The sequence below is a fragment of the Moorena sp. SIOASIH genome (assembly GCF_010671925.1).
GTDB lineage: Bacteria > Cyanobacteriota > Cyanobacteriia > Cyanobacteriales > Coleofasciculaceae > Moorena.
The window spans coordinates 922,182-946,348 of sequence record NZ_JAAHIH010000005.1; the positions used below are offsets into that span (position 1 = coordinate 922,182).

Annotated in this window: 28 protein-coding genes; 19 read left to right on the forward strand and 9 right to left on the reverse strand. The window is 44.6% G+C overall.

The window, feature by feature from the left end:
* The first annotated feature begins 224 nt into the window (after positions 1–224).
* From F6J90_RS31210 to F6J90_RS31220, 3 genes are all read left to right on the forward strand, one after another.
* Complete coding sequence (locus F6J90_RS31210; protein ID WP_293102787.1) at positions 225–2,507, forward strand: zinc metalloprotease HtpX; 2,283 nt, start codon at positions 225–227, stop codon at positions 2,505–2,507.
* Between the two features lie 365 nt (positions 2,508–2,872).
* The gene (locus F6J90_RS31215; protein ID WP_293102790.1) at positions 2,873–3,352 is read left to right on the forward strand and encodes a cupin domain-containing protein; all 480 of its coding nucleotides are present in this window, start codon (positions 2,873–2,875) and stop codon (positions 3,350–3,352) included.
* Complete coding sequence (locus tag F6J90_RS31220; protein WP_293102792.1) at positions 3,349–3,498, forward strand: hypothetical protein; 150 nt, start codon at positions 3,349–3,351, stop codon at positions 3,496–3,498. Before F6J90_RS31215 ends, F6J90_RS31220 begins: the two co-directional genes overlap by 4 nt.
* Before the next feature lie 169 nt (positions 3,499–3,667).
* On the opposite strand, the gene F6J90_RS31225 is transcribed toward F6J90_RS31220, so the two are convergent.
* Positions 3,668–3,883, reverse strand: a complete 216-nt coding sequence (locus F6J90_RS31225) for a hypothetical protein (protein WP_293102794.1) — start codon at positions 3,881–3,883, stop codon at positions 3,668–3,670.
* A 162-nt stretch (positions 3,884–4,045) separates the two neighbouring features.
* Between F6J90_RS31225 and F6J90_RS31230 the strand changes: the two genes are divergently transcribed.
* A complete protein-coding gene (locus F6J90_RS31230) occupies positions 4,046–4,255 on the forward strand; it encodes a hypothetical protein (protein ID WP_293102797.1) in 210 nt (69 codons plus the stop codon).
* On the opposite strand, the gene F6J90_RS31235 is transcribed toward F6J90_RS31230, so the two are convergent.
* Positions 4,243–4,413 carry a hypothetical protein gene (locus F6J90_RS31235; RefSeq protein WP_293102800.1) on the reverse strand — a complete coding sequence of 57 codons (171 nt, stop codon included), beginning with the start codon at positions 4,411–4,413 and terminating at the stop codon, positions 4,243–4,245. The two genes, F6J90_RS31230 and F6J90_RS31235, sit on opposite strands and share 13 nt — an antisense overlap.
* Positions 4,414–4,593: 180 nt before the next feature.
* Between F6J90_RS31235 and F6J90_RS31240 the strand changes: the two genes are divergently transcribed.
* From F6J90_RS31240 to F6J90_RS31270, 7 genes are all read left to right on the forward strand, one after another.
* Positions 4,594–5,352: a phosphoadenylyl-sulfate reductase gene (locus tag F6J90_RS31240; protein ID WP_293103287.1), complete on the forward strand. Its 759-nt coding sequence runs from the start codon at positions 4,594–4,596 to the stop codon at positions 5,350–5,352.
* On the forward strand, positions 5,333–5,527 hold the full coding sequence (locus F6J90_RS31245) for a hypothetical protein (RefSeq protein ID WP_293102803.1): 195 nt from the start codon (positions 5,333–5,335) through the stop codon (positions 5,525–5,527). The genes F6J90_RS31240 and F6J90_RS31245 overlap by 20 nt, the downstream gene beginning before the upstream one ends.
* 164 nt (positions 5,528–5,691) lie before the next feature.
* Complete coding sequence (locus F6J90_RS31250; protein ID WP_293102806.1) at positions 5,692–5,871, forward strand: hypothetical protein; 180 nt, start codon at positions 5,692–5,694, stop codon at positions 5,869–5,871.
* A gap of 1 nt (position 5,872) precedes the next feature.
* Positions 5,873–8,314, forward strand: a complete 2,442-nt coding sequence (locus tag F6J90_RS31255) for a HEAT repeat domain-containing protein (RefSeq protein WP_293102808.1) — start codon at positions 5,873–5,875, stop codon at positions 8,312–8,314.
* A gap of 55 nt (positions 8,315–8,369) precedes the next feature.
* Entirely contained in the window at positions 8,370–9,878 is a 1,509-nt protein-coding gene (locus tag F6J90_RS31260; RefSeq protein WP_293102811.1) for a HEAT repeat domain-containing protein, read from the forward strand.
* 143 nt (positions 9,879–10,021) lie between these two features.
* Entirely contained in the window at positions 10,022–10,297 is a 276-nt protein-coding gene (locus F6J90_RS31265) for a hypothetical protein (protein ID WP_293036609.1), read from the forward strand.
* Positions 10,294–10,662, forward strand: coding sequence for a clan AA aspartic protease (locus tag F6J90_RS31270; protein WP_293102814.1), 369 nt, complete (start codon positions 10,294–10,296; stop codon positions 10,660–10,662). Before F6J90_RS31265 ends, F6J90_RS31270 begins: the two co-directional genes overlap by 4 nt.
* 94 nt (positions 10,663–10,756) lie before the next feature.
* On the opposite strand, the gene F6J90_RS31275 is transcribed toward F6J90_RS31270, so the two are convergent.
* The 3 genes from F6J90_RS31275 to F6J90_RS31285 form a co-directional block, all read right to left on the reverse strand.
* Positions 10,757–11,149: a hypothetical protein gene (locus F6J90_RS31275; protein WP_293102817.1), complete on the reverse strand. Its 393-nt coding sequence runs from the start codon at positions 11,147–11,149 to the stop codon at positions 10,757–10,759.
* Between the two features lie 20 nt (positions 11,150–11,169).
* On the reverse strand, positions 11,170–12,081 hold the full coding sequence (locus tag F6J90_RS31280; protein WP_293102819.1) for a transposase: 912 nt from the start codon (positions 12,079–12,081) through the stop codon (positions 11,170–11,172).
* 676 nt (positions 12,082–12,757) lie between these two features.
* Positions 12,758–13,348, reverse strand: a complete 591-nt coding sequence (locus F6J90_RS31285) for a DUF2808 domain-containing protein (RefSeq protein WP_293102822.1) — start codon at positions 13,346–13,348, stop codon at positions 12,758–12,760.
* 180 nt (positions 13,349–13,528) lie between these two features.
* Between F6J90_RS31285 and F6J90_RS31290 the strand changes: the two genes are divergently transcribed.
* Positions 13,529–13,672 (forward strand): hypothetical protein, encoded by a 144-nt coding sequence (locus F6J90_RS31290; protein ID WP_293102825.1) that lies wholly within the window; start codon positions 13,529–13,531, stop codon positions 13,670–13,672.
* On the opposite strand, the gene F6J90_RS31295 is transcribed toward F6J90_RS31290, so the two are convergent.
* Together F6J90_RS31295 and F6J90_RS31300 are read right to left on the reverse strand one after the other, a co-directional pair.
* Positions 13,669–15,429, reverse strand: coding sequence for a serine/threonine-protein kinase (locus tag F6J90_RS31295; RefSeq protein WP_293102828.1), 1,761 nt, complete (start codon positions 15,427–15,429; stop codon positions 13,669–13,671). The genes F6J90_RS31290 and F6J90_RS31295 overlap by 4 nt on opposite strands.
* Before the next feature lie 97 nt (positions 15,430–15,526).
* Positions 15,527–15,982 carry a helix-turn-helix domain-containing protein gene (locus F6J90_RS31300; protein WP_293102831.1) on the reverse strand — a complete coding sequence of 152 codons (456 nt, stop codon included), beginning with the start codon at positions 15,980–15,982 and terminating at the stop codon, positions 15,527–15,529.
* Between the two features lie 218 nt (positions 15,983–16,200).
* Here F6J90_RS31300 and F6J90_RS31305 point away from each other — a divergent pair, with 218 nt between their 5' ends.
* Together F6J90_RS31305 and F6J90_RS31310 are read left to right on the forward strand one after the other, a co-directional pair.
* Positions 16,201–17,175, forward strand: a complete 975-nt coding sequence (locus F6J90_RS31305) for a M48 family metallopeptidase (RefSeq protein ID WP_293102834.1) — start codon at positions 16,201–16,203, stop codon at positions 17,173–17,175.
* Positions 17,105–17,407, forward strand: a complete 303-nt coding sequence (locus F6J90_RS31310) for a hypothetical protein (protein WP_293102837.1) — start codon at positions 17,105–17,107, stop codon at positions 17,405–17,407. The genes F6J90_RS31305 and F6J90_RS31310 overlap by 71 nt, the downstream gene beginning before the upstream one ends.
* Here F6J90_RS31310 and larC read toward each other — a convergent pair.
* A complete protein-coding gene (larC, locus tag F6J90_RS31315; RefSeq protein ID WP_293102840.1) occupies positions 17,322–18,752 on the reverse strand; it encodes a nickel pincer cofactor biosynthesis protein LarC in 1,431 nt (476 codons plus the stop codon). The genes F6J90_RS31310 and larC overlap by 86 nt on opposite strands.
* A 282-nt stretch (positions 18,753–19,034) precedes the next feature.
* Between larC and F6J90_RS31320 the strand changes: the two genes are divergently transcribed.
* The 5 genes from F6J90_RS31320 to F6J90_RS31340 all read left to right on the forward strand — a co-directional run bounded on the left by F6J90_RS31320 (position 19,035) and on the right by F6J90_RS31340 (position 23,919).
* On the forward strand, positions 19,035–19,676 hold the full coding sequence (locus F6J90_RS31320; protein WP_293102843.1) for an L-threonylcarbamoyladenylate synthase: 642 nt from the start codon (positions 19,035–19,037) through the stop codon (positions 19,674–19,676).
* A gap of 428 nt (positions 19,677–20,104) precedes the next feature.
* Complete coding sequence (locus F6J90_RS31325; RefSeq protein WP_293102846.1) at positions 20,105–21,313, forward strand: HetZ-related protein; 1,209 nt, start codon at positions 20,105–20,107, stop codon at positions 21,311–21,313.
* Positions 21,303–21,467 (forward strand): hypothetical protein, encoded by a 165-nt coding sequence (locus F6J90_RS31330; protein WP_293102848.1) that lies wholly within the window; start codon positions 21,303–21,305, stop codon positions 21,465–21,467. The genes F6J90_RS31325 and F6J90_RS31330 overlap by 11 nt, the downstream gene beginning before the upstream one ends.
* A gap of 343 nt (positions 21,468–21,810) precedes the next feature.
* Positions 21,811–22,521: a PHP domain-containing protein gene (locus tag F6J90_RS31335; RefSeq protein ID WP_293102851.1), complete on the forward strand. Its 711-nt coding sequence runs from the start codon at positions 21,811–21,813 to the stop codon at positions 22,519–22,521.
* Between the two features lie 621 nt (positions 22,522–23,142).
* Entirely contained in the window at positions 23,143–23,919 is a 777-nt protein-coding gene (locus F6J90_RS31340; protein WP_293102854.1) for a hypothetical protein, read from the forward strand.
* Here F6J90_RS31340 and F6J90_RS31345 read toward each other — a convergent pair.
* Positions 23,867–24,103 (reverse strand): hypothetical protein, encoded by a 237-nt coding sequence (locus tag F6J90_RS31345; RefSeq protein WP_293102857.1) that lies wholly within the window; start codon positions 24,101–24,103, stop codon positions 23,867–23,869. The two genes, F6J90_RS31340 and F6J90_RS31345, sit on opposite strands and share 53 nt — an antisense overlap.
* Between the last annotated feature and the right edge of the window lie 64 nt (positions 24,104–24,167).

Below are 24,167 nucleotides of genomic sequence, written 5' to 3' on the forward strand. Positions count from 1 at the left end.
AATTGCTTGGCAACACGGACAATTTTAACCTATCCTATTGAGTTGTTAGAGATTTATTTTAAGCATGATAGCTGACAAATAACGTCTGAATGCTTACAACTCCTCACGAGTCAGGAGTAAGGAGTCGGGATTTTACTTAAGCTACACGCAAACCGCTATATTGAGATCAAATCCTTAGCCCGAGGGTATCTTAGAGGAAGATAGGGACAAACACTAGAAACCTCATGGCATCTATTCCTAATCCAACTCTGGCAGCTGGTCTAGAAGCTCTGAAACAGGGCAATTACCAGGATGCGATCGCACACTTAGAAGGTGTCTGTGAGATGGAGTTGGATGACTCCATTGTGACGGAAGCCTCTCAATCCCTAGTGCAGGCTTATCCTAAGCATGGTCAGCCGGAAAAAGCGATCGCACTTTGCCAACACCTGAGGGAACACCCTGACCCCCAGATACAGGAATGGGCAGCTAAAACCGAGGCTGAGTTAATTACCAAGTATCCTGTTGCTGCTAAATCCCCTACCGATGCCACAGGGTTTACCCCCCTAGAGGATAAGGCTTCTAGCCGAGTGAATAGCCCACTGAAACTGAGCCGTAAACCAAACCAGACTGCTTCATCTTCTTCCCTATTACCAGTTCCCTACTCTCCCCCTGATATTCCCACCCTCTACACTCCTCGTCCTCGATGGCGCAACTCCGGACGAGCACAGCATTGGCATCCCCTGAAATCTCCCAAGATGGAACGGTTGTGGTTAGTAGCAATCACGGTTGCGATCGCATTTTTCTGGCTACTGCGGGTTCTAGTAGAATTCGCCATGGAAACCATCAATTCCATCTTGGTAGAGTTACCGTGGTTCCAACCCTTCCAATTGTTATACCGTGACCCAACCCTAGCCGTAGGAATTACCATAGCCATCCTATTTATCCTATCGCCCTGGTTAATGGATGGATTGCTAAAACAGTTTCATGGTCTTGAACCCCTATCCCTAACTCAACTAGCTTCCCGCCATCCAGAATCCGCTAAAGTCATCCAAAAGGTTTGCCGCAAACGACGTCTGCCCTTACCGAGCTTAAAAATATTACCCACAGACGCCACCGTAGCCCTGACCTATGGTAACTTACCTCGCACTGCTCGCATTGTAGTTAGTCAGGGATTATTAGACCAGCTCAAAGATGATGAAATTGCCAACATCTACGCTGGTCAGCTAGGACATATTATCAATCGGGATTTCATGTTGATGTCCCTAGGGGTACTAATTATTCAAATCCCTTACACCATCTATTGGCAAATCCCTCAGTGGGCAGAGAAGCTAAAGGAATTATTGCTAGTTAAATTACCTGGTGCTAGCGGATGGTTAAGCGCAATCCTTTTAGGAATCACCGGTACCCTTGCTTCCCTCAGTTACAGCATTTACTGGGTATTGAGCTTACCCCTGCTATGGTTATCTAGAGCTAGAGTTTACTATAGCGATCGCATCGCCATCTCAATCACTGGTAATCCCAATGGCTTGACCCGCGCTTTACTAAAAATTGCCCTAGGGATAAGCGAAGACATCCAAATTTCCGGCCAAACCAGTGGGCTATTAGAAAGCTTTGATGTCTTACTCCCCGTCGGTTATCAGCAAGCCATGGTTATCGGCAGTTTTTCCCCCACCACCCCCTTTGAAGACATCTTAAAATGGGACTGTACTAATCCCTACCGCTACTGGTTAATTATCAACTCTGCCCATCCCCTACTGGGAGAACGCTTACATTTACCTAAGCGCTACGCCCACTTTCTCAAGCTTCATCCCGAACTAGATTTACCGGCTCTAATTCCTGCTAGTCGCAATCGAGCTGAATTTTTCTCTAAACTCAGCAACAGTTACAAAGCCTTGCCCCTGCTACAAAGTACCCTAATTTTTGGTGTAATAATGGGGGCAGCCCTAAGAGGGATACTTTGGATAATTGGTAAACTATCTGACCTGCTCGACATTTGGCAGCTAATTTGGCTACATAATGCCAATTCCTTTATCGATGCTTGTATCTTAATTGCCTTTAGTATCAGTGTCTTTCTCTGGATTAATAATTATTTTCCCGACCTTAAACCTACCAATATCGGTACTGACCCCGACTTAGGAGATTATTTCGCCACTAACGCTACTCTACCTCCCGATAGTCGTCCTGTTCTCTTAAGCGGAAAACTATTAGGACGTTCGGGATTACGCAATTGGCTCGGACAAGATTTAATATTACAAACCTCAACAGGTTTAGTCAGACTAAATTACTGTTCCTATCTCGGACCACTAGGTAATATCCTACCTCAACCCACCCGTGTTAGTAATTTAGTTAACCAGACCGTGATTGTCACCGGTTGGTTTCGCCGGGGTGTTAATCCCTGGATTGATATTGAAACCATCAGTATCGAAGACGATAAAGTAATTCGCAGCTACTATCCCATTTGGATTACCATTCTCGCCACAGTAGCAGCCCTATCCGGCGCTTATCTGATTTCCCAAGTAGGAGCCTGAAATTATTGGGAGGGAATCGGGAATCGGGAATCGGGAATCGGGAATCGGGAATCGGGAATCGGGAAGGAGTAGATAGTAGGGTGGGCAGTGGATCAGACCGGATTAATGACTGAGAGAATAGTTGCTAGACACTGCCCACCATAGTAGATCTATTTTTTTCAGTATAATGAGGTACATTAACAACAATGATAAAACCGCTATAGTAATATCTTTAAGAGAGATTTAATTTAAAAAAAATTCAATAGCATGCGCTAAATCGGGATAAGTTATTGCACCAATTTGACGTAAAATAATTTTGAGCTTTGTATTGATTCAAAGCTCGAGTTGTGTAACCTCATGCATGAACGCGATGGCAATAATATAGTATGAAAAAAATATATCTAATTTTACCATTAGCTATCCTAGCTTTTGGATGTGTAGTTGTTAACAGCCAAGAAACATACTCACCCAATAGTTACACTCAATCCGTTACCAGTGAAGTGTTAGGTAGTGGTTATCCGACTCAAGAAAAAAAGGAAATTCTTGAACTTATTCGCCATACCATCAAACCCAGAACAAAACTGCCTCATCATACTCATACCGGCATGCAAATTGCACTAGTAGAGGCTGGCACGTTAACGTTTACTGTTGTGAAAGGAGAGGCTAAAGTCAGGAAAGCTAATGGAACAGAATTAATTCTGCAAGCAGGGCAAACGACACAACTAACGGTTGGAGATTCTCTAGTTGAATCTAGCGGAATGGTTCATTATGGTGAAAACAAAACAAACAAACCAGTTATTCTTTTGTCGGCTTCTCTATTTGATGTTGAGCAAGCAAAAACTATTTTAATCGATCCAGAAAAGTGAAGAATAAAGTGTCAGCGGTGAGTGGTCAGTGGTCAGTGGTCAGCGCTCAGCGCTCAGCCGTTGGCCTTGCTCCGAAGCTCCCGACTCCCGACTCCCGACTCCCGACTCCCGACTTCCGACTTCCGACTCCCCAAAAAAAACATTAAGAAATGTTGCGTTATCTGTAAATATTCGTTACATTTATTTACATAACTGATTACCAGAGGACCACTACGTCCTTAAGACCTTGAGCTCACAGCCAGGGATAAAGGCACACTGTAAGCGTATTGGCCCTAGGTTTTCTCCTCCCAACACAGCAAGTATCACCAGCCCCTCTCAATGGCTGGTTTTTTTATATCTAGAAATTCTCCATTGCTTGAGGTACTTTCTTTCTGGGTTTTTAGGGAGCAGGGAGTAGGGAGTAGGGAGTAGGGTCAAGAGTGTTTTAAGTGTTTTAAGTGTTTTAAGTGTGGAGAGAGTGTGATAACTATCGCCACTATCACAATCTGCTCTATTCCCTGTTCCCTGTTCCCTGTTCCCTGTTCCCTCCAAAATTTGTTACAAAAGTTTTACAAATATGCTATAATATAAAATTTTTATGTTATAATAAAATTCCCGTGGAACATTTAACGTCCACGGGAAGAGCCAGCCTGAAGATCTTCCTACCCTGAAGGCTGGCTCTAGGGCCCCTTATAACAGGAGATACATTAAATTATGTCCTATGCTGAACGCCTACATCCATGGGTGGTGGTGCGCCTATTGCCCAAGATGCAAAGAGTGATTGTTGCTCGGTTCCGCAAACGTTCTGATGCCGAGGGTCATATGCAGGCTCTGAAACGGCTAATGCCCGATGCTAAATTCGTGATTATATTTGATATCGGGGAGCCGATTACTGAAGAAGATTCTTCCGATTACAGGGAGTAGGGAGTAGGGAGTGGGGAATCGGGAGTCGGGAGTCGGGAGTCGGGAGTCAGCTCAGCGTTGCCTCTTGCCTTTTGCCTTTTGCCTTTTGCCTCTTGCCTTTTGCCTCTTGCCTCTTGCCTCTTGCCTCTTGCCTCTTGCCTCTCAGAGAGATTATTCACAAATAAATTACCATAACAATATATCCAGAGTAAAAACAAGATACTACCACCATGCCGCGACTGAATCTGATCGCTTCTGATCAAGCTTCTGGAAATCAACAGGCTGCACCTATCCAAAGCCCTGATCACTTCGATGGGAATGGGAAAACAAACCAGCCTCAATCTCAGCAGTTAGACCCCATGACCGGGGTGACATCGAACCAAATTGAGCTGAATTTGGAAGCAGTGAATCAGCAACTTGCTGACGCTAGCCCTACCAAAATCGTAGAATGGGCAGCTGAAACCTTTGGTGATGGCTTAGTGATGAGTAGCAGCTTTGGGATCCAGTCAGCGGTCATGCTGCACTTGGTCACTAGAGTGGTGCCAGATATACCGGTAATTTGGGTAGATACCGGCTACCTACCGGTGAAAACCTATCGATTTGCCCAGGAGTTGATCGAACGGCTCAACTTGAATGTTAAAGTTTACCAGTCTGCCATGAGTCCGGCACGGATGGAAGCCTTGTATGACAGACTCTGGGAAAAGAATGATGTAGAATCCCTCAACCGCTACGACCAGATCCGCAAGGTGGAACCGATGCAGCGCGCTTTGCGGGAACTAAACGCAACGGGATGGTTAGCAGGATTGCGCAAGCAACAGACTGACCACCGCAAGACTATGGGCTGGGTTAACAAGCAGGGAGAGCAGCACAAGATTTTGCCAATTCTTAACTGGAACTCTAGGGATATCTATAAGTATCTCACCGCTCATGACTTACCCTATCATCCTATGTTTGATGAGGGTTATACAACCGTCGGTGATTGGCATTCCAGCCGACCTTTATCCTTTGATGATCAGGATGAACGGGATACCCGTTTTCATGGCCTTAAGCAAGAGTGTGGTATACACTTGCCTGAAACTCCTGGTGAAGCCGCAAGTCTTGATTCTAGCTCTCTGTAATAGGGAACAGGGAACAGGGAACAGGGAACAGGGCATCAGGCGTGGAACAGGCATCTTGCCTGTTTCCTGCTATCTAAAAATAATGCGATTGGCCGTAGGCCACGCTTCGCGAACGCTTACTGTTCCGATCATGCCTCTACAACTAATCGGTAGAACTGGCATCAAGCCAGTTTGATACTATCTATCACAGATGCGATCGCATACTATTCCGATAGTGGCTCTACAACTAATCGGTAGAATAGGCATCAAGCCAGTTTGCTACTATCTATCACAGATGCGATCGCATACTATTCCGATAGTGGCTCTACAACTAATAGGTAGAATAGGCATCAAGCCAGTTTGCTACTATCTATCACAGATGCGATCGCATTCTACTTCAATCATGATAACCTTGGCCTTTCGGCCACGCTACGCGAACAACCTTCCACCCGATTAAACCTTCAACCTTCAACTTTCAACCCGATTAAACCTTCAACCTTCAACTTTCAACCTTCAACCTTCAACCCGATTAAACCCTAAGATGGTCACTTGGGATCCCTATCTAGCATCAATCCGTAACACCTACGCCCAATGGTGGCAAGTTTATACCCTAAGCGATGTCGAAGACCGCAAGCGCAAGCAGCAGCAACAGACCCCTAGGCTGTTTGATTTTAACCTGATGGTACAAACCATCAAGTTAGAGCAGCCACAAAGAGACGAAAATCGGGAAGAAATTGAGCGCTTGCCTGTCCTAGAAGGATTGCGCAAGTATGCTACTGACCATGTCTTACTGGTGGGACGTCCGGGTTCCGGCAAATCCACAGCATTAGTGCAATTGTTGCGGGATGAAGGGATACAAGGGAAAATTCCGGTACTGTTGGAACTGCGATATTATCAGACATCGGTGCTGGAGTTATTGCGGAATTTTCTGAAACGCCATGGTGTACTCCTCGACTCTACCGAGATCGAAAGACTATTGTTTGAGGGACAATTCTTGCTACTGATCGATGGCGTGAACGAGCTACCGTCAGAAGCAGCACGTATAAATTTAACTCAGTTTCGGCAGGATTACCAGAAGACTACTCCGATGATTTTCACCACTAGGGATTTAGGAGTGGGTGGTGACTTGGGGATTCAGAAGAAGTTGGAAATGCAACCTTTGAGTGCAGACCAAATGTCGGAGTTTGTCCGCAAGTATTTGCCTCAACAGGGGGAGCAGATGCTTGAGCAGTTGGGCGATCGCTTACGGGAATTTGGGCAAACCCCCCTACTATTGATGATGCTGTGTGCCCTGTTTCAGGATCAGGGAGAGATACCGTCGAATCTGGGGTTAGTGTTTCGCTCATTTACCCAGTTCTATTCTGATAACATAAAGCAAGATGTTAACGTTTCAAGGGCATCAAAACTCTTGTGGCCTGACCTGCTGCAACAGTTAGCATTTGTGATGACAATAGGGGATAACCCCGAGGAGATAAGTGTTGCTATTTCCAAGACTAAAGCTGAAGAAATTTTAACTGACTATCTACGTCAGAAGGCTCTTGTCAGTCCTAATGTTTGCGCCAAGACTTGGCTTGATGACTTACTCAAGCATCACTTGATTCAACAATCAGGAGATTTGATTGAGTTTCGACATCAACTGCTCCAAGAATACTATACAGCAGAATATTTATTGAAGCAATTACCACGTCTTAGTGATCAGGAGTTGCAACAGAACTATCTCAATTATTTGAAATGGACAGAACCTCTGGTCATGATGCTGCAATTAGTAGATGATGAATCCCAAGCGCAGCGGGTGGTAAGGTTAGGGTTAGATGTGGATTGGCAACTGGGAGCGAGGTTAGCAGGAGCAGTAAAAACGGAGTTTAAGGAAGATACTGTCGGATGGGTGGCTCGGTTAAATGTTCCGAAGTCTCTTAAGGTTCAGCTGTTGGGAATAACTCAATCAGAAAAAGCAATACCTGAGCTAATTAAATCCCTAGATAATAAGAATTTATATGTGCGGATAAGTGCGGCATCTGCTCTAGGGGAAATAGGGACAGAAGCCACGATTGACCCGTTAATTAAATTCCTCGATGATCCCGACCCATCTGTGCGGATAAGTGCAGCAGATGCTCTAGGTAAAATAGGGACAGAAGCCAGGATTGAACCGTTAATTAAATGCCTCCATGATCAGGACTATTCTGTGCGGAGGATGGCGGTATCTGCTCTGGGAGAAATAGGGACAGAAGTTGCGATTAACCGGTTAATTAAATCCCTGGATGATCCCGATTATTCTGTGCGGAGGATGGCGCCAGAAGCTCTGGAAGAAATCGGGACAGAAGCCACGATTGACCCGTTAATTAAATTGCTGGATGATGACCACTCTGATGTGCGTGGAAGGGCGGCAGAAGCTCTCGGAAAAATCGGGACAGAAGCCACGATTGACCCGTTAATTAAATTGCTGGATGATGACCACTCTGATGTGCGTGGAAGGGCGGCAGAAGCTCTCGGAAAAATCGGGACAGAAGCCACGATTGACCCGTTAATTAAATTGCTGGATGATGATGCCTATTTTGTGCGTAGTAGGGCGGCAGAAGCTCTCGGTGAAATCGGGACAGAAGCCACGATTGACCCGTTAATTAAATTGCTGGATGATGATGCCTATTTTGTGCGTAGTAGGGCGGCAGAAGCTCTCGGTGAAATCGGGACAGAAGCCACGATTGACCCCTTAATTAAATTGCTAGATGATGAGGACTATTTTGTGCGGATAAGTGCGGCAGATGCTCTGGGTAAAATTGGGGCAGAAGTAGCGATTGACCCCTTAATTAAATCCCTGAATAATCCCGACTCATCTGTGCGGATAAGTGCGGCAGATGCTCTGGGTAAAATTGGGGCAGAAGTAGCGATTGACCCGTTAATTAAATCCCTGGATGATGACGACTATTATGTGCGTGAAAGTGCGGCAGATGCTCTGGAAAAAATCGGGCACAGAAGCCATGATTGACTAGTTAATTAAATGCCTAAAGATAATAAATTAGATGTGCGTGGAAGGGGGGCAGATGCTCTGGGTAAAATTGGGACAGAAGGCGATTAACTGGTTAATTAGATGCCTGGATGATCCCGACCCATCTGTTCGGATAAGTGCAGCAAAAGCTCTGGGCAAAATTGGAACAGAAGTTGCGATTGACCCGTTAATTAAATCCCTGGATGATCCCGACCCATCTGTGCGGATAAGTGCGGCAGATGCTCTGGGTAAAATTGGAACAGAAATGGGGATTGAACTGTTAATTAAATGCCTGGATAATGATAAATCATATCTACGTGTAATGGCGGCAGATGCTCTGGGTGAAATTGGTACAGACGCCACTATTCCTAAACTGATTAATCTGCTGAAAAACCAAGAATTTGCAGCAACTATTGCAGCAACTAATGATGAAGATACTTTTCAGAAAACCATGAAAGCCCTTGAAGCCAGTCAAGAGCGCTACCAATTGTACAAGGCAATCGATAATCCCAAACCTACTCCCAAACCCGATAATCCTGAACCAATTACCAATCAAAGCATATCCATACTCCACCTCTCGGACCTCCATATCACCACCGGTGAGCAAGCTAGCCTTTGGTCATACCAACTGGCCCAAGACCTCACCCACAATCTTAAAATCCCTAACCTTGATACTCTTATCCTCTCCGGTGATATCGCCAATAAGTCTACTCCTAAAGAATACGACGCTGCACAACAGTTTCTCCACAACCTCTGCCAAGACTTCTCCCTAGATCCCAAGCAAATTGTTCTAGTTCCCGGTAACCATGACCTCAACTGGGAACTAGCAAAAGAGGCTTATCAGTTATGCGACCGCACAAAAGACCACGATAAACTCCAAGACGGTCACTACATCAAAGTCACTGATGAGGTGATTCGAGTCCGAGATGAAGCCAAATACCGACAACGCTTTGCCCACTTCCGCCAATTCTATCAAGCTATCAAAGCTCAACCCTATCCCCTGGACTATCACCAGCAAGGGATTATTGACCATTTCCCAGAGCAAAACCTGCTGATCCTAGGACTAAACTCCGCTTGGCAACTGGATCACCACTTCAGAGCCCGTGCTAGCATCCACCCAATTGCTCTAACCAACGCCCTGACTAAGATTCGCCGTAATCCAAACTACCACAACTGCCTGAAAATAGCGGTTTGGCACCATCCCCTCAATAGTGCTGGAAGCGATAGCATTACTGACCAAGGATTCATCGAACAACTCGCCCAAGCTGGATTCCGCTTGTTCCTCCACGGACACATCCACAAAGCCGAAACCAGCCTTTTCCGTTACGACCTCAGTCCATATGGGCGCAAACTTGATGGAATTTGTGCTGGCACCTTTGGCGCACGGAGCAAAGAACTAGTACCCGGTTATCCCTGGCAATATAATCTGTTGACATTTGAAGGTAATCAGCTCACTGTCTACACTCGCCGCCGGGAAGAAGCCGATGGTGCTTGGAAACCTGATTCACGGTGGACTCAGGGTCCAGGAGAAGGTGCTAAAGATCATTATTCCATTGAGTTGTAGGGAGTCGGGAGTCGGGAGTCGGGAGTCGGGAGTCGAGAATAAAAATTCTTACAATTGATTTAGGATTGCTATATCAGAAATGCTTACGGTTGAGTTCAGACTATAATCATGGTCTAAGCTAATCTTGAACAGAGGTCAAACCAATGGTAGTTCGGCAACCTCGCTATAGCAAAGAAGAATTTGCTAGGCGTGGAGATTACATCTATCAGACTAAAGTACGCCCTTTGGTTGAAGCAGGCAATAATGGCAGAATCCTAGCGATTGACATTGAAACTGGGGACTTTGAGCTGGCTGATGATATTCTCAGTGCTACAAATGGTTTGTTTGAGCGACTCCCAAATGCCCAGCCTTGGATTGTTCGGATTGGCCATCGAGCTGTTCACCGTTTCGGCGCACGGAGCCTCAAACAACATGTATGATGTACGGTGTGGTAAATACAAACTGTGAGGCAACGATTCGGCTAGTCGTTGGTAATGAAAATGCCCAAAGGCGAGTGATTGACGCTGTTATTGATACTGGTTATACAGGTTTCTTAAGCTTGCCCCGCGAAACCATCATTGCCCTAAATTTGCCTTGGACTGGAGTTGAGCGAGGAACTTTGGGTGATGGTAGCGAAGCCACCTTTGAGGTATATGCGGCAACTGTAATCTGGGATGGTGAATACCAAAGCATTCCTGTCAATGGAACTGAAACTGATCCGTTGGTCGGAATGAGTTTACTTTACGGCTACGACTTGCGGATTCAAGCTGTGGAAGGTGGCACTGTCATAATCGAAGCATTATGATCATTTCCCTGTGTTTAACTATTCCCATCAGGTGAGTGCGATCACAAATGCGATTGACCTTTGGTCACGCTACGCGAACGCATGTCCATACTGTTCAATTCTCCTGACCAACCTGATGTTGTGCCAATAGCTGCTCAAATTCCTCAAGGGAGTTACTCTCAAGAGACTGATCAATCAACTGTTCCAACACAGAGATATCTTCTATTGAATTAATCGCTACCACCAATTCCGGTGATACCGATTCAAAGTGATGTTGTAAAATTTTAACTACTGCCTCTTGAAAAGCCTGTTGAAATCCTTGTTGAAATCCTTGTTGAAATCCTTTCTCCAGAGCCCTCTTCATTGCTCTTTCTTCGACTCGACTAATTAAAGGCATCTGTCTTTCCTCCTGATAACGTTCGAGTTGAGTGCATCTGATTAAAGCTGTTTGACCCGGTGGGTGGAATGGTAATCTTGGTGGAACGGGCATCAGGCGTGGAACGGGCATCTTGCCCGTGTCCTTACTCTTCAATTTTCCTGACTAACCTGATGTTGTGCCAAGAGCTGCTCAAATGCCTCAAGGGAGTTACTCTTAAGAGAGTGATCAATCAACTGTTTCAACACAGAGATATCTTCTATGGCATTAATCGCTGCCACCAATTCTGGTGATACCGATTCAAACCGATTTTGTAAAATTTTAACCACTGTCTCTTGAAAACCTTCCCGATATTGTTGAAGTCCTTGTTCCAGACCCCTCTTTATTGCCCTTTCTTCCACTCGACTAATCAAAGGCATCTGTCTTTCCTCCTGATAACGTTCAAGTTCTTGATTCAGCTCCAGTTCTAACTCTTCCGGTAAAGCCATCATTTGGTCAATACACTGGAACAGCTTAACTATATCGTTTTTACTATAACCTTGTTCAAAAAGTCTCCGAACCAGGTACCACTTCCATCGCTTGCGCTCCATCGGTTGTTTATGGGTAGCTTTCGTCTTCAAATGAGCCATCACCACTACAGCAAAGGGATTAGTACTCGATTCCAACACCTGCCACATTGACTGATAGTTCAGTAATTTAACAATCGGAAATTCTAGACTCAGGCGACAACCTCCCAAGCCATATTCATAGGACGATGGAGACCAAGAAGCATTCTCATCCCCCAATACCGCTAAGCTAATCACAGGTTTTTCGTACAGGTCGAATGCCCTGTAATGATATTGGTACATTCCCTTAGCAAAAGTTGATTCTTTTTGGCTTTGTACCTCTACATGAATCAAAACCCAAGTTTCATTTCCACTACAGAGCCAGACCTGGAATAATTTATCAGCGATCCGTTTTCCTGATTCGGCTGCACCAACTATTTGCTGTAGCTCTGTATCAAGGGATTTAGGTGTCTGATTCCAATCAATCAGAGTGTGGAATTCGGGAAAACAAAACTGCAAAAATGACTCAAAATAGGCTTGTAATGCTTCTTTTCAAGGATTGTAATAGTCAGCTATGGGTTCGCTCATTTATATTTTTTAATTCTAGAATAATCCTAAAAACCATCTCATCAAAAAGAGATAACTGCTATCATTAATGTCATGGTATTCAGTGTAGTAGATTGTATAGTAAAATAGCGGATTATGGGGAGATTAATACTAAAATTACTGAAAGCAATTTTTAGAATTTATCAAATAGGTTAAATCTACATTTTTGGAATTTTATGGAATAGCGATGCAGCCATAAAAAAGGGGAGCCAGTTGCTGATCTGACTCCCCATCTTCTAAAGTTTCCTGTATTTCACTATTGCCATCAGCTGACTGCGATCAGAAATGCGAACGCGCCCCGCGTGACCTACGGTCAATCGCGTAGCGTGGCCTACGGCCAATCGCTTTTCGATACTGTCGTTATTTCTGATAAAGCTTCAACTCCATTTCTTACTATTCCGGTCAAGCCATCATTTGCTCAATACACTGGCTACAAGTAATTAATCCGATGGTGGGCAGTGGGTACTAACGCCCTCCAGCTGATCTTATCTGTCTAATCCACTGCCCACCCTACATAAACTTCCCACTGATAGCTGATAGCTGATAGCTGATAGCTGATAGCTTACACTAGGACTAACCCACTTGCCCCTTAGTCTCCAAACTCATCAAAAAACAACCTACGGCTACCTAGGAATAAACCAGGGCTATTGTCTCCAGTGGAAAAAGCGGTGACTCCAAATAAATAAGAACCACTAAACTCAGGATTTTCCTTAGCTCTAACCGAAACTGTAATGGTTTGACCAGGATTAACCGGTGGATCAAACACAACAGTTACTTGATCCGAGTGAGAAGATTCACTCCCGCCAATATTAGCCAAGGTCAGAGATGAGCCACCAGCAAAAGTGTTGCCAACAAACGCACGACTCTTTTTCGGATCAAATTTGACTTTCTCGATATTAGTTTTATTCTGGGTAATCGTTACAGCTTGCAAAGACTCTCCAGCATCTTCAGGTAATCTGAGGGTGAATTGGTAGGTGGCTGGAACCCTTACTCTAGTAAAGCTCGTAGCCGCCCTAACTAAGCGCGGAGCACGGTTAAACACAGTCTTACCATTACCGATTTCAATCGTCTTAGCAGGTAAGCCATAAAGAGTAGTTGGTAGCAATATACCCAATAAAAAAGCACCAGAGCCTAGAAGACGAGCCTTAGTTAATCCCCAACGTGCTATGTTATTAGTCATCTCAATCACCTCTAATCAAGAAAGCGTCCGAAACAAATTTACTGTTTAACGAAAAATTGTTAATTAACCAATACCCTTAAACGATAACTACTCTACCGGACTTATTATTAATTATCAGACTCTTCCGTTAAAATTACGTGATATCTACCTTAGAAAACCATAATAAAACCGAATATAGTGTTGCTCATACCTATTAGATACACAGGATTTTTTACCACTCCCTACTCCCTACTCCCTACTCCCTACTCCCTACTCCCTACTCCCTACTCCCTACTCCCTACTCCCTACTCCCGATTCCCTACTCCCTACTCCCTACTCCCTTAACGCCAGCCAAACCAACGCATTAATGGCACTAGCAGGTAATAACTCACCCCTAGCCAAAATCCTTGTAAAATAGCCAACATAGCAAAAAAAGTCATAGGCTGATAGAAATCCAGTTTACCGGTTCTAGAAAAGGAAAAGATATTAACCACAAATGCTGCTGGCAATAGATCAGATGACACTAGACCCCCAAATACCCCACCAGTGCCTGCTGCCACCACTAAGGCATGAACGAGATTATGACTGGGTAGCCCTAATCCTAGTACCAGGAGCATTACTGTAACCGCAGTAATCCATACCACTAACCCCTGGACAGATAGATCAGAAACCAATAATACCTTAGGTACTGTTGCCTGCCACATCAACCATCCCAGGCTATAACCAAAAATACCCATTATCCCTGCCACTAAAAAACGCCGCTGCTGACCAAAGCCTCCTGCAGCCGTCAACCCCCAAGCTGTACCTAAGCCAGCCACCGCAAACAATAGCATTTCTTGCCACATCGTTATGTGCAGCGAAGGCAAGATCATATACAGTTGGTCAGATAGCCAATTTGTCACTTTCTCCCCAAGACTTGTCCAATTCAATACCATAAACCCAAGCGTTGCACAAAAAACTCCCCCAAAAGCTCCGAGGAACATCTCCCAAACACTATCGAGACAGGCTAGTGCGATGGTGATCACTACTGCTAAGAGGAAATGTTTTAGGGATGTGATCGAGTCAGTCAACCCTGTCACAGATTGTGTTAGTTTAGGGCATGATAACCCCAGAGCAGCTACCTGATTTCCTTGAGACGAAGATACTGGTGCTGAGGAAGATACTGGTGCTGGGGTAGGCTGGTAGCTAGGTCTAGGAGTCATACCTAGACGCAGATGAATCTCAATCGTAGTTGTTGGTCGTTGTTGGGGTACTACGCAGATCATTTCATCCAGCAAGTCCGCCAAGTCATGACTTACCACTGCCTGCTCTCGCCATCGAAATTGACCAGTTACTGGGTCTTGTAAATCCTTCAACTCTTGACCAGTCAGTAAATGAATCATCGTTCGGCTGAGGGCATAGAAATCAGCAGCCGCTCCAATTGCTCTACCAGCTATCTGTTCCGGTGGAGAGTAACCTGGAGTAATCAACCGAGTCGAATCCTCCTGAGAAAGCTCAGAACCCACACTCAATTGTTTAGCTCCCCCAAAATCAATCGCCACTAGCTCTCCGGTGGTTTGCCGCAGCATTAAGTTTGAAGGTTTGATGTCACGGTGAATCACTCCACAACTGTGCAAGACCTGTAAAATTTCTGCTGCCTGGTAGAGCCAGTCCCGCACTAACATCTCTGGACATCCCTGAGGATGATCTATGAGCATTTGCTCCAAGGTTGAACCGTTGATTTTTTCCATCACCAAACAGTGCAGGTCTGGGTGTAGATCAAGACCTAGATTGACGACAAAATAGCTATCTTGGTCAACTTTGGGAATGCCTGGATGATCCAAACGTTGCAAAACATCTGCCTCTTGCTGAAATAGCTGCAATACCTTTGGTTTAGTATCCAGCAAGACCTTCAGCACCTTTTCTGTATTCGACTGCAAATCCCAAACGGTGTATATGTTGGCAAATCCTCCTGAACCCAAGAGCTGGAGAGGAAAGTAGCGATTCTTGAGCCTTAACTTTGCTCCACAACCATTGCAAAAGTTGTTATTCCTTGGCTGAGGGTAGGGCGCTAGGCAATTGGGATTAATGCAATGAATTGATTCAGCAACAAATGGATGCACAATACAGCTCAACAGACATTGTGATTTGATTTTATCGAACTGAGGAATTTTCTGATTAGTTAATTGAAATTTTGCTCAAACGACCTTTACGTTTGTCCTAAGCACCACTGGCCGGAAAACTGCCACCGATAAAGTGAATATCACTGAAGGTTTCGATCCACAGACGAGCTCCACAATCAAGAGGGTTATCCGGTTGATACACAATCCTACACGGACCGAGGATTTCTACCTGGTTGCCATAGTTATTGTTGCCACTTCGTTTTACCGAAATTACTGGTAGCCGCTCTTCAGGGCTTTTGTGGTTATTAGAGCCAATCCGATTACGATTGACATTAATCTTGGCTAAAGCAGGAGGACGACTTTTACGCCAAGTTCCTTTCGGTCCCCGGTTCTTCTTGGTGATTTGGGGCAGATAGTTGAACAGGGGAATAATCCAGAATTTACCGCTTTTATAAGCACCCCTCACTCTACCGGACTCAAGCAATTGCCGTAATCGTCGAGGAGTTATACCCAACAGAGATGCTGCTTCAGTAGTACCAACGCACTTGTTCATAAGTTACTTTTACTCCTACTTAAATTACTATTCCGATAACACTATTATAATTAATCATCAAAGAATTGGCAAGGACACAAGCCAGATTTAGGTGTTAGGTTTTAGGTATTAGGTTCTGGGTTTTGGGTTTTGGGTTTATTACTTAATGCCTAGTACTTAATGTCTAATGTCTAATGCCTAATGCCTAAAGAACTGAAGCACTAAAGTACTGGACTACTATGGCCACCTATCCCGGAATTTCCAGCGACGCTTTCAAACACCCCCTTGACCAACAAGCGGAGCAAGCTTTACGCAGTGTCCCTGGTTTTGATTTAGTTTCTCGTAAGTTTGTGGAATTTCTCTACGAGCGTCCCCAGTTTGTTTATCTTATGGGGAACAGTATCAAAGTCGGACCGCGCCAGTATGCCAATATTTATCACTTATTTCGAGAATGTGTTCGGGATTTAGATGTACATCCTGAACCAGCCCTATTTGTTAGTCAAAACGCTCAGGTTAATAGCTATGCTTTAGGTCAAGATAATCCTTACATCGTTATAAACACTGGTTTATTAGATTTACTGAATGAAGCAGAAATTCGTACAATCCTGGCTCACGAATTAGGACATATCAAGTGCGGTCACACCATCTTAATTCAGATGGGTATTTGGGCAATGAATGCTGCCTCTATGTTAAGTGAAATGACCTTTGGCTTAGGGAATATAGTCAGCACTGGCTTAATTTTCGCTTTTTATGAATGGCGTCGCAAAGCTGAATTATCCGCTGACCGTGCTGCCTTACTAGTGATAGATGACCTGAAGACTGTGATGCAAACGATGATGAAAGTGTCTGGTGGCAGTGCTAAGCATCTACAGGAATGCAGTCTTGATGAATTTATCCGTCAATCAGAAAATTATCAAGAACTAGACCAAGACAGTCTCAATCAAATCTATAAGTTCTTACTCTATAATGGAGGTCTTAATCGTCAATTTCTGAGCCATCCCTTTCCAGTTGAACGCATACACTACCTGCGAAAGTGGGCAAATTCAGAGGAATATCGCCAAATTCGTCAGGGCAATTATGAACGTGTTACCAAAGAGGGAGCAGTTGACGTTGACTCGAATCCACCATCGAACAACTCAGTGAATGAAGCGGAACAGTTGCAGCGTCAAATCCAGGAATTGCAACGGGAAATTAATCGCATCAAGAATAAATAATGTAAGCATTCAGCGGTCAGCGGTCAGCGGTCAGCGGTCAGCTATCAGCTATCAGCTTACCTGGAAACCTGACTCCCGACCCCCGACTCCCGACTCCCGACTCCCGATTCCTGACTCCCGATTCACTGTTCCCTGTTCCCTATTCCCTATTCCCTATATTGAGAATACCAAGCGGAGAGTGCTAGGTGATGTACTTCTAACCAAGAGCAGTTATTTTCCTTGGCTAACTTAGCGCAATCTTGGTATTCTGGGTGGACATTCATAATCGTTTTGTGAGGTGAGCGATCGCTCCAAGCCACTTTCACACTAATTTGGCCATACTTAGTCTGTACCTGCTGGATTTCCCGAGGTAAGATGGCTCGTTGCTGAGTCAGACGTCGCACTCCTAAGGTAGTGGTTTCTCGGAATAATACTGCCTGACAAGCGTCTATATCTTGAGGATGACAGATGACACTGAGGAGGATACCGGGTCGAGATTTCTTCATCCCAATAGCTTGAGTGAACACATCCACAGCACCAGCGTTAAATAACTCCTGGAATACATAGCCAATGGCTTGAGGATTGAGGTCATCTATTTGAGTCTCTAGCACTGAGATAGTTTCTAGGGAAGAGTTAGCAGAAGAAGAGTTAGCAGAAAGGGATGACTGGTGTAGGCTTTGTGGGGGTAAGTTTGACGGTTTAACCTTGAACTTGCCAACATTGACCGCTTCTGAGGACTCACCAATCCACAATCGCAACATATTGGGAATGGGTAATTGTCGAGAACCGGCACCATTACCTATTTTTTGGATAGTCATTGCTGGTGGTGAACCAAAGCTAGTTGCTAAGGTAACGGCAATAGCTGCTCCCGTTGGTGTTACTAATTCCCGCTCAATCCCATTACTGTAAACTGGCACCTGACGGGATTCCCACAATTTCAGTACTGCTGGTACTGGCACCGGTAGCCGACCATGAGCTGCCCATACTGTCCCGCCACCAGTGGGGAGTGGGGAACAATAGATTTGGTCAATTCCTAGCCAATCTAAGCCTAAGCAAGTACCGACTATATCGATAATGGCATCGGTAGCGCCTACTTCATGGAAGTGAACTTTGTCTGGGGAAATACCATGAACGGCTCCTTCGGCTTCTGCTAGTTTCCGGAAGATAGCAAGAGTCCACTGGGATACTCTTGAGGGTAATTTTGCTGCTGTAATTAATTTCTCTATGTCTGGTAAGTGTCGTGTGGGATGATGATTATGATTCTGCTCAGGTGTACTGATGTCTCTTATCCCTGAGGTGTGTTCATGGTGGTGTTCATGGCCGTGTTCATGGTGGTGTTCATGGTGGTGTTCATGGCCGTGTTCCTGTTGATGGTGATGATGCTGATGGTCTTGATCTGGTAAATCTACATCAACTTTGGTTGCCAACTGACCATTGTGGTGTACTTGGCTAAGTCTTAAGTGATACTCTTGCTCAATTCCGAGTCCTGCTAGCTTTTCCACTAAATATTCCCACGGTACACCCGCAGAAACTAGTGCTCCTAGGCACATATCACCAGCAATTCCAGTGGGACAATCTAAGTAAGCTAGCTTTGTCATTCTAGATCTTATTGATTCAGAAAAATTGATTAAGACAAATTGATTAAGACAAAAGGATTTGGAGCAATTCATCCCCCACAAACCTTATGGGTGTAGATCAGGGAATTCTGGCCAGATCTTGCTAACTATACTGACATCTGAGTCAGAAAAAGCCAAACTGGCAACACACTTAGGTGGGAGTAGTTTTTAATCCTTTGGCAGAACCGTGTCTATGTCTGGCCTTGGTGAATTTTCCCAAGGTTAGGCTTTAGCAATTCAATATTGAGGAATTCAACAATATTTATGGCTACTATTTATACTATCCATCCGGAAACACCTCAAATACGTCGAATAGAGAAAATAAGAGAGTATCTCGAAGATGGTGCAGTGATGCTCTATCCCACTGACACTGTCTATGCCATTGGTTGTGATGTACATGTGAAGTCCGCAGTGCAACGAGTTAGGCGTTTGAAGCAACTATCCAATGATAAACCCCTGACGTTTTTGTGTTCGTCTCTGTCCAATATTGCTAAATATGCTCGGGTAAGTGATCCAGCTTACCGGATTATGAAGCATTTGATTCCCGGACCCTATACGTTCTTGTTACCAGCAACCAAGTTAGTACCTAAGCTGGTGATGAGTCCCAATCGTAAAACTACTGGTATCCGAGTCCCAGATCATAACGTTTGTCAGGCGTTGCTTTCAGCTCTAGGTCATCCAATTATTTCTACCTCGGCTCATCTACCGAATCAGGATGGTGACACTCCGACGGTGGGATTGGAACGGGCTAAACTATTTGATGCTCTCGATGGTCTCGTAGACATCATTGTGGACAATGACTTAGAACCGGGATTTCAAGTCTCAACTATCCTCGACCTGACTGGTTCAGAACCGATGATGGTGCGGCAGGGTTTGGGATGGGAGGAAGCGATCGCTTGGATTTAGCTAGTGATTTAGCTAGTGATTAACTAGTCAACTCAGGTTGGGTAATGAGAGTATAAAGCACCCTATGACTACAAGAAAACCTTAGTCGTTTACGGAAAAGTCATCACTAGTTCAGCCAGTTTCTGGATTGACCATTCCATTGGTTGTGGTCATCCTAGATCAGATTGATGGTGGAAAGTCTTGAACGCTATGTCTAGTAAGGATTTCAGCCTTAGGTAATCCTACGGAAACTACCTTAGTGCTAGGGGTCACAACTATTCAGCTTAGAGTAGTCACACACTCACCCGATCAGGGCTAGACTCACGAGTCTACATTGAGAGTGGACAAGGACAGCGGACCACTCCAAGGTTTGTAGATCACATTCACACACATTTCCTCTGTTGCTTGTTTCATGGCAATTCTGTGAATCTATTTTTGGGGGCAATACCATGCAAGTTAAAACTGTTACTAATAATCAAAATTCCGCCACTAACAATCAGGCTCCGGAAATTACTCTAGATCATCAAACCCAAAACTTGATCAAGGTCTTAGTCGAGGAAATCCAGTCGGAAATTGGAGCTAAATCCAGAAGTATTCAAGCAGTTGCCCACCGGATCGCCTTGGAGGTAGAACGGATTTGTACTAAGAGCGATCGCATCCAGAATTCCGGTGAAATTGATACTTGGAAGTTTAATTTAGCACGTCACCGACTGCACAAATGTCTTTCATACTACAAACTAGGTTCTCGGCAGGGTCGTGTCGAACTCCATAGTAACCTCAGTACCATGGTTTATCGCCATGTGGCACCGTCCCAATCTCAGTTAAACTTTTCTGCTCGATACAATTTGATTGAGGACTTTTTACAGGACTTTTACGCTGAGTGCCTCAAAGCCTTTCGCCGGGAAAATCCTGTCGATTCTGACTACACTCCCCGTACCCAACTAGAACTAGCGGAGTACATGGGCTTTAGTGAGCAATATGCTAAGCGACGCATTACCCTACGTGGTCGCGGTAGCCAGCAGTTGATTGTACTCAGAGCACAAAGCTTTGCCCGACGGCAGCCTAATGAAACCCCTGTGGATATTGAACAGGCTGTGGAGTATGGTAGGGATGAAGAAGCCCAAGAGCACAACCGTTCAGCTACTGTACAACAGGTACGCTCAAACCTGATTGAGAAAACCATTGACCCCAGCGATGCTGTTTTACGCGATCGCATTATCTCTGAGTTGATCAAATACCTAGAGTCTAACGGTCATAATGACTGTGCTGATTATCTGGTGCTAAAGCTGCAAGACCTGGCTGCACCAGAGATTGACGAAATCATGGGTCTGACACCCCGTCAGCGGGATTATCTACAACAGCGCTTTAAATACCATGTAGAAAAGTTCTCTCGTTCAGCTCAGTGGAAATTGGTACACCAATGGCTAGGAGCAGACCTGGATCAAAAACTAGGGATGTCATCGAAGCAGTGGGATATCTTTGTGGCTCAACTCGATAGCCAACAGCTAGCGTTACTGCCCCTCAAACAGGCGCAAAAGAGTGATCAAGAAATTGCCAAAGCCCTCAAGTGTACCCAAAAACAAGTGCAAAAGCGCTGGACTAAGGTTTTGGAACTAGCTTGGAAGACTCGTAACTCAGAAATTCGCCATGGCAATTAGAATTAAATCTCCTTCTGCAACCAAGTCAGGAGGAGAGTTAGGTATAGCAGTCGAAGTAAAGCTTAAGACATCTTCTGCTCCGAACGCGCCCCGCGTGGCCTACGGCCTTAGTCCCTACTTCCTGCTCCCTTTCAACCAAAAGACTATGTCCTAAACTATACTTCCCTTGCTAGAAAACTTAAGTAGTTAAGCCAACACTGACAAAGTATTAAGTTTGCTAAGGTTATGTTAACAACTGAAAACTCGTACCGCGTATTTCTATTTATTTTTATTCTAGGTTTTAGGCTAATGGAATTCGGGATTAGGTACACCAGGGGCAGTTGACAGCCTCCGTGCTCAAGTCGGGGCGCTTCATAGGCTTGTCAGAAGCATAGAGCGATTTAACCTAGAGCGATTTAACCTAGAGCGATTCAACCATTGGCCTAGACCCTTAAAAGTATTTCGCGGCTGCAGATCCAATCTGGTCAATCAACCTATAGTCATTACAGTAAGTATCTATGGTAGTCAATATTGCTCAAGGGTCTGCTTCACCTAAGATAGCAGCAAAAAATCAACAAGCTCTTCGGCAAGTGTGGGAAACGATTGAGCCTGATAGCTGTCCCTATCGCTACAATTTCCATATGCACACGATTTACTCTGATGGTCGGCTCAAACCGGAAGAGTTAATCAAGCAGGCTATTACCATTGGTCTCAAGGGACTTGCCATCACCGATCACCACTCCATCGGTGGTTATCAAGTTGCTCAAGCTTGCATAGAAAAATGGCAGCAGGAGTCATCTTTCTGTGATTCATTACCCCACTTCTGGACTGGTGTCGAAATTACCGCTAACCTCCTGGATAATGAGGTTCATATCCTTGGCTATGCTTTTGATCCAGAACATGCTAGTTTAAAGCGCTATCTCACTGGAACCGCACCGACCGGTAATGATGCTGAGGCTGGTGCAGTGATTGATGCTATCCATCAGGCCGGTGGTTTAGCAGTGTTGGCTCATCCAGCCCGTTACCGCAAGTCAGCAGATGAGTTAATTACTGCTATAGCCAACTTAGGGATTGATGGTGTTGAAACTTACTATGCCTACACCAATCCTGAACCCTGGCAACCTAGTCCAAAACAAACTAAGCTTGTGTTGCAGTTGAGTGCTACCTACAATCTATTTAATACCTGTGGCACTGATACTCATGGGTTAAGCTTGCTCAAGCGTATTTGAAACGGAAATCTAATTTCACTTCTGTGGTTGTAGTTGGTATCACTAAACGACTTCAGCCGTAAACTGGTATATATTTAGCGATACATTAACAAGTGTCATCTCAGAGGTTGACTGGTTACGGCTGGGTTGTTTTCAAGGCTGCCCTATCTTTGGTTAGAAATTAGCGCCAGATTCCTGGCGTTGTGAATGCTATTCTCTGTTGTACCGGAGTTCGAGATCGGGGATTAGCTAGCTTGAGCCGTGGGGGAAATGCGATGCTCCAAAAGAGCCGCTGCGCGAACGCAAAAGCAGCGGCATTAGGCATAAAAAGTTTGCGCTCATCGATTCGATACATATAATAATTAATTTATCAACGTCTATTAATCGACTGATAGTTCAGATTGATGGGACTTTTGCTATCAATACTGTGAATAACTTTATATTTCTGGGAATTATATAAGTAAGCTCTCCTGAGATAGCTCAGGTAGCTAGAGCTTGAGACTATAGCTTCAGCCACGACTGTTTAAGCCATGACATGGTGATTGGCAGTAGGAAAATCAGCTGGATAAGTTTCAGCTCAGACCCTCGATTGGGAAAGCGCACCAAGAGATAGGAAGGAAAAAACGGTTTTTTGAGAAGACTATGATTAAGCCAGAAAAAGATTTTTGCTTCTGTACCTTAGCTCTCCGTAGTAAGTACCGCTCTCTTGCCAAGGAACTAGCAGGAGATTTAGAAAAGTATGCTCCAGAAAAATTATTAATAGTTGCCACAGATGATGTCAAGGATTTTGATAACTGTAATAACGTTTTAGCGTTTAAACACCAGCAAACAGGAATTCTTCATTGTTATCATGACAAACGCTTTGAGATTGAGAAGGCTTTGTCAAGGTTTCGTGTAGCGATACAAATTGATGCTGACAGCAGGATTATAGGTAGCTTACCTGAAACTATTGAAGTACTGCCTGGAATTACAGCAGGACATCAAGGAAATCTTGTCAAGCATGTAGAAAACTATAATCCAGAAAGATTAAAGAACCTTAAACAGATAGCCTCTAAGTTAGATATTCCCTTAGACAAGACAATTTATATGGGAGAATCTTTATTTTTTGTTTCTAGAGATGGTGGCAAAGAAAAAGAATTTATTAAACAATGGGGTATGATCGGGCGCTATTTTGAGTTAAAAGGTATTCATGGTGGCTCAGGTATTACCTTAGGACTGGCTGCTGCTAAGGCAGGATTGACTATTAGCAGAAGTTCTAGCTGGGACAGGATTAATGAAGTCAAGAAACATCTAGATGCTTCTCATCAGAAAACACAGAAAACGTTTTGGGCTTCCTTGAAACGCAAACTGGGCTATCACTATAATTTTAATCGAGCCAGAGTAGCAGCATTAAAAGATTTTGAATTTTACTACCGATAATATAGCAGTTATCAATTGGGTGAGGTACTTTCGTCCTAGGTTTTAGGGAGTAGGTTTTAGGGAGTAGGGAGTAGGGAGTAGGGAGTAGGGAACTTCGGATCAGGGAACACCGATGCAGTGAGGTTTTGGGGGTAACCCCCAAGACCTCACTGGCGTGGTTTCCACGGGTCTGTGTGGGGAACACCGCGATTCTCCTTTCTCCTTTAGAGACGCTGCGCAAATGGAGACACTACGTCAACGCACACAGC

Coding starts and splice junctions, on each gene's coding strand:
- F6J90_RS31210 (WP_293102787.1), top strand. CDS start 225: ATGGCATCTATTCCTAATCCAACTCTGGCAGCTGGTCTAGAAGCTCTG.
- F6J90_RS31215 (WP_293102790.1), top strand. CDS start 2,873: ATGAAAAAAATATATCTAATTTTACCATTAGCTATCCTAGCTTTTGGA.
- F6J90_RS31230 (WP_293102797.1), top strand. CDS start 4,046: ATGTCCTATGCTGAACGCCTACATCCATGGGTGGTGGTGCGCCTATTG.
- F6J90_RS31240 (WP_293103287.1), top strand. CDS start 4,594: ATGACCGGGGTGACATCGAACCAAATTGAGCTGAATTTGGAAGCAGTG.
- F6J90_RS31255 (WP_293102808.1), top strand. CDS start 5,873: ATGGTCACTTGGGATCCCTATCTAGCATCAATCCGTAACACCTACGCC.
- F6J90_RS31260 (WP_293102811.1), top strand. CDS start 8,370: ATGCTCTGGGTAAAATTGGGACAGAAGGCGATTAACTGGTTAATTAGA.
- F6J90_RS31265 (WP_293036609.1), top strand. CDS start 10,022: ATGGTAGTTCGGCAACCTCGCTATAGCAAAGAAGAATTTGCTAGGCGT.
- F6J90_RS31270 (WP_293102814.1), top strand. CDS start 10,294: ATGATGTACGGTGTGGTAAATACAAACTGTGAGGCAACGATTCGGCTA.
- F6J90_RS31275 (WP_293102817.1), bottom strand. CDS start 11,149: ATGCCCGTTCCACGCCTGATGCCCGTTCCACCAAGATTACCATTCCAC.
- F6J90_RS31285 (WP_293102822.1), bottom strand. CDS start 13,348: ATGACTAATAACATAGCACGTTGGGGATTAACTAAGGCTCGTCTTCTA.
- F6J90_RS31300 (WP_293102831.1), bottom strand. CDS start 15,982: ATGAACAAGTGCGTTGGTACTACTGAAGCAGCATCTCTGTTGGGTATA.
- F6J90_RS31305 (WP_293102834.1), top strand. CDS start 16,201: ATGGCCACCTATCCCGGAATTTCCAGCGACGCTTTCAAACACCCCCTT.
- F6J90_RS31310 (WP_293102837.1), top strand. CDS start 17,105: ATGAAGCGGAACAGTTGCAGCGTCAAATCCAGGAATTGCAACGGGAAA.
- larC (WP_293102840.1), bottom strand. CDS start 18,752: ATGACAAAGCTAGCTTACTTAGATTGTCCCACTGGAATTGCTGGTGAT.
- F6J90_RS31320 (WP_293102843.1), top strand. CDS start 19,035: ATGGCTACTATTTATACTATCCATCCGGAAACACCTCAAATACGTCGA.
- F6J90_RS31325 (WP_293102846.1), top strand. CDS start 20,105: ATGCAAGTTAAAACTGTTACTAATAATCAAAATTCCGCCACTAACAAT.
- F6J90_RS31330 (WP_293102848.1), top strand. CDS start 21,303: ATGGCAATTAGAATTAAATCTCCTTCTGCAACCAAGTCAGGAGGAGAG.
- F6J90_RS31335 (WP_293102851.1), top strand. CDS start 21,811: ATGGTAGTCAATATTGCTCAAGGGTCTGCTTCACCTAAGATAGCAGCA.
- F6J90_RS31340 (WP_293102854.1), top strand. CDS start 23,143: ATGATTAAGCCAGAAAAAGATTTTTGCTTCTGTACCTTAGCTCTCCGT.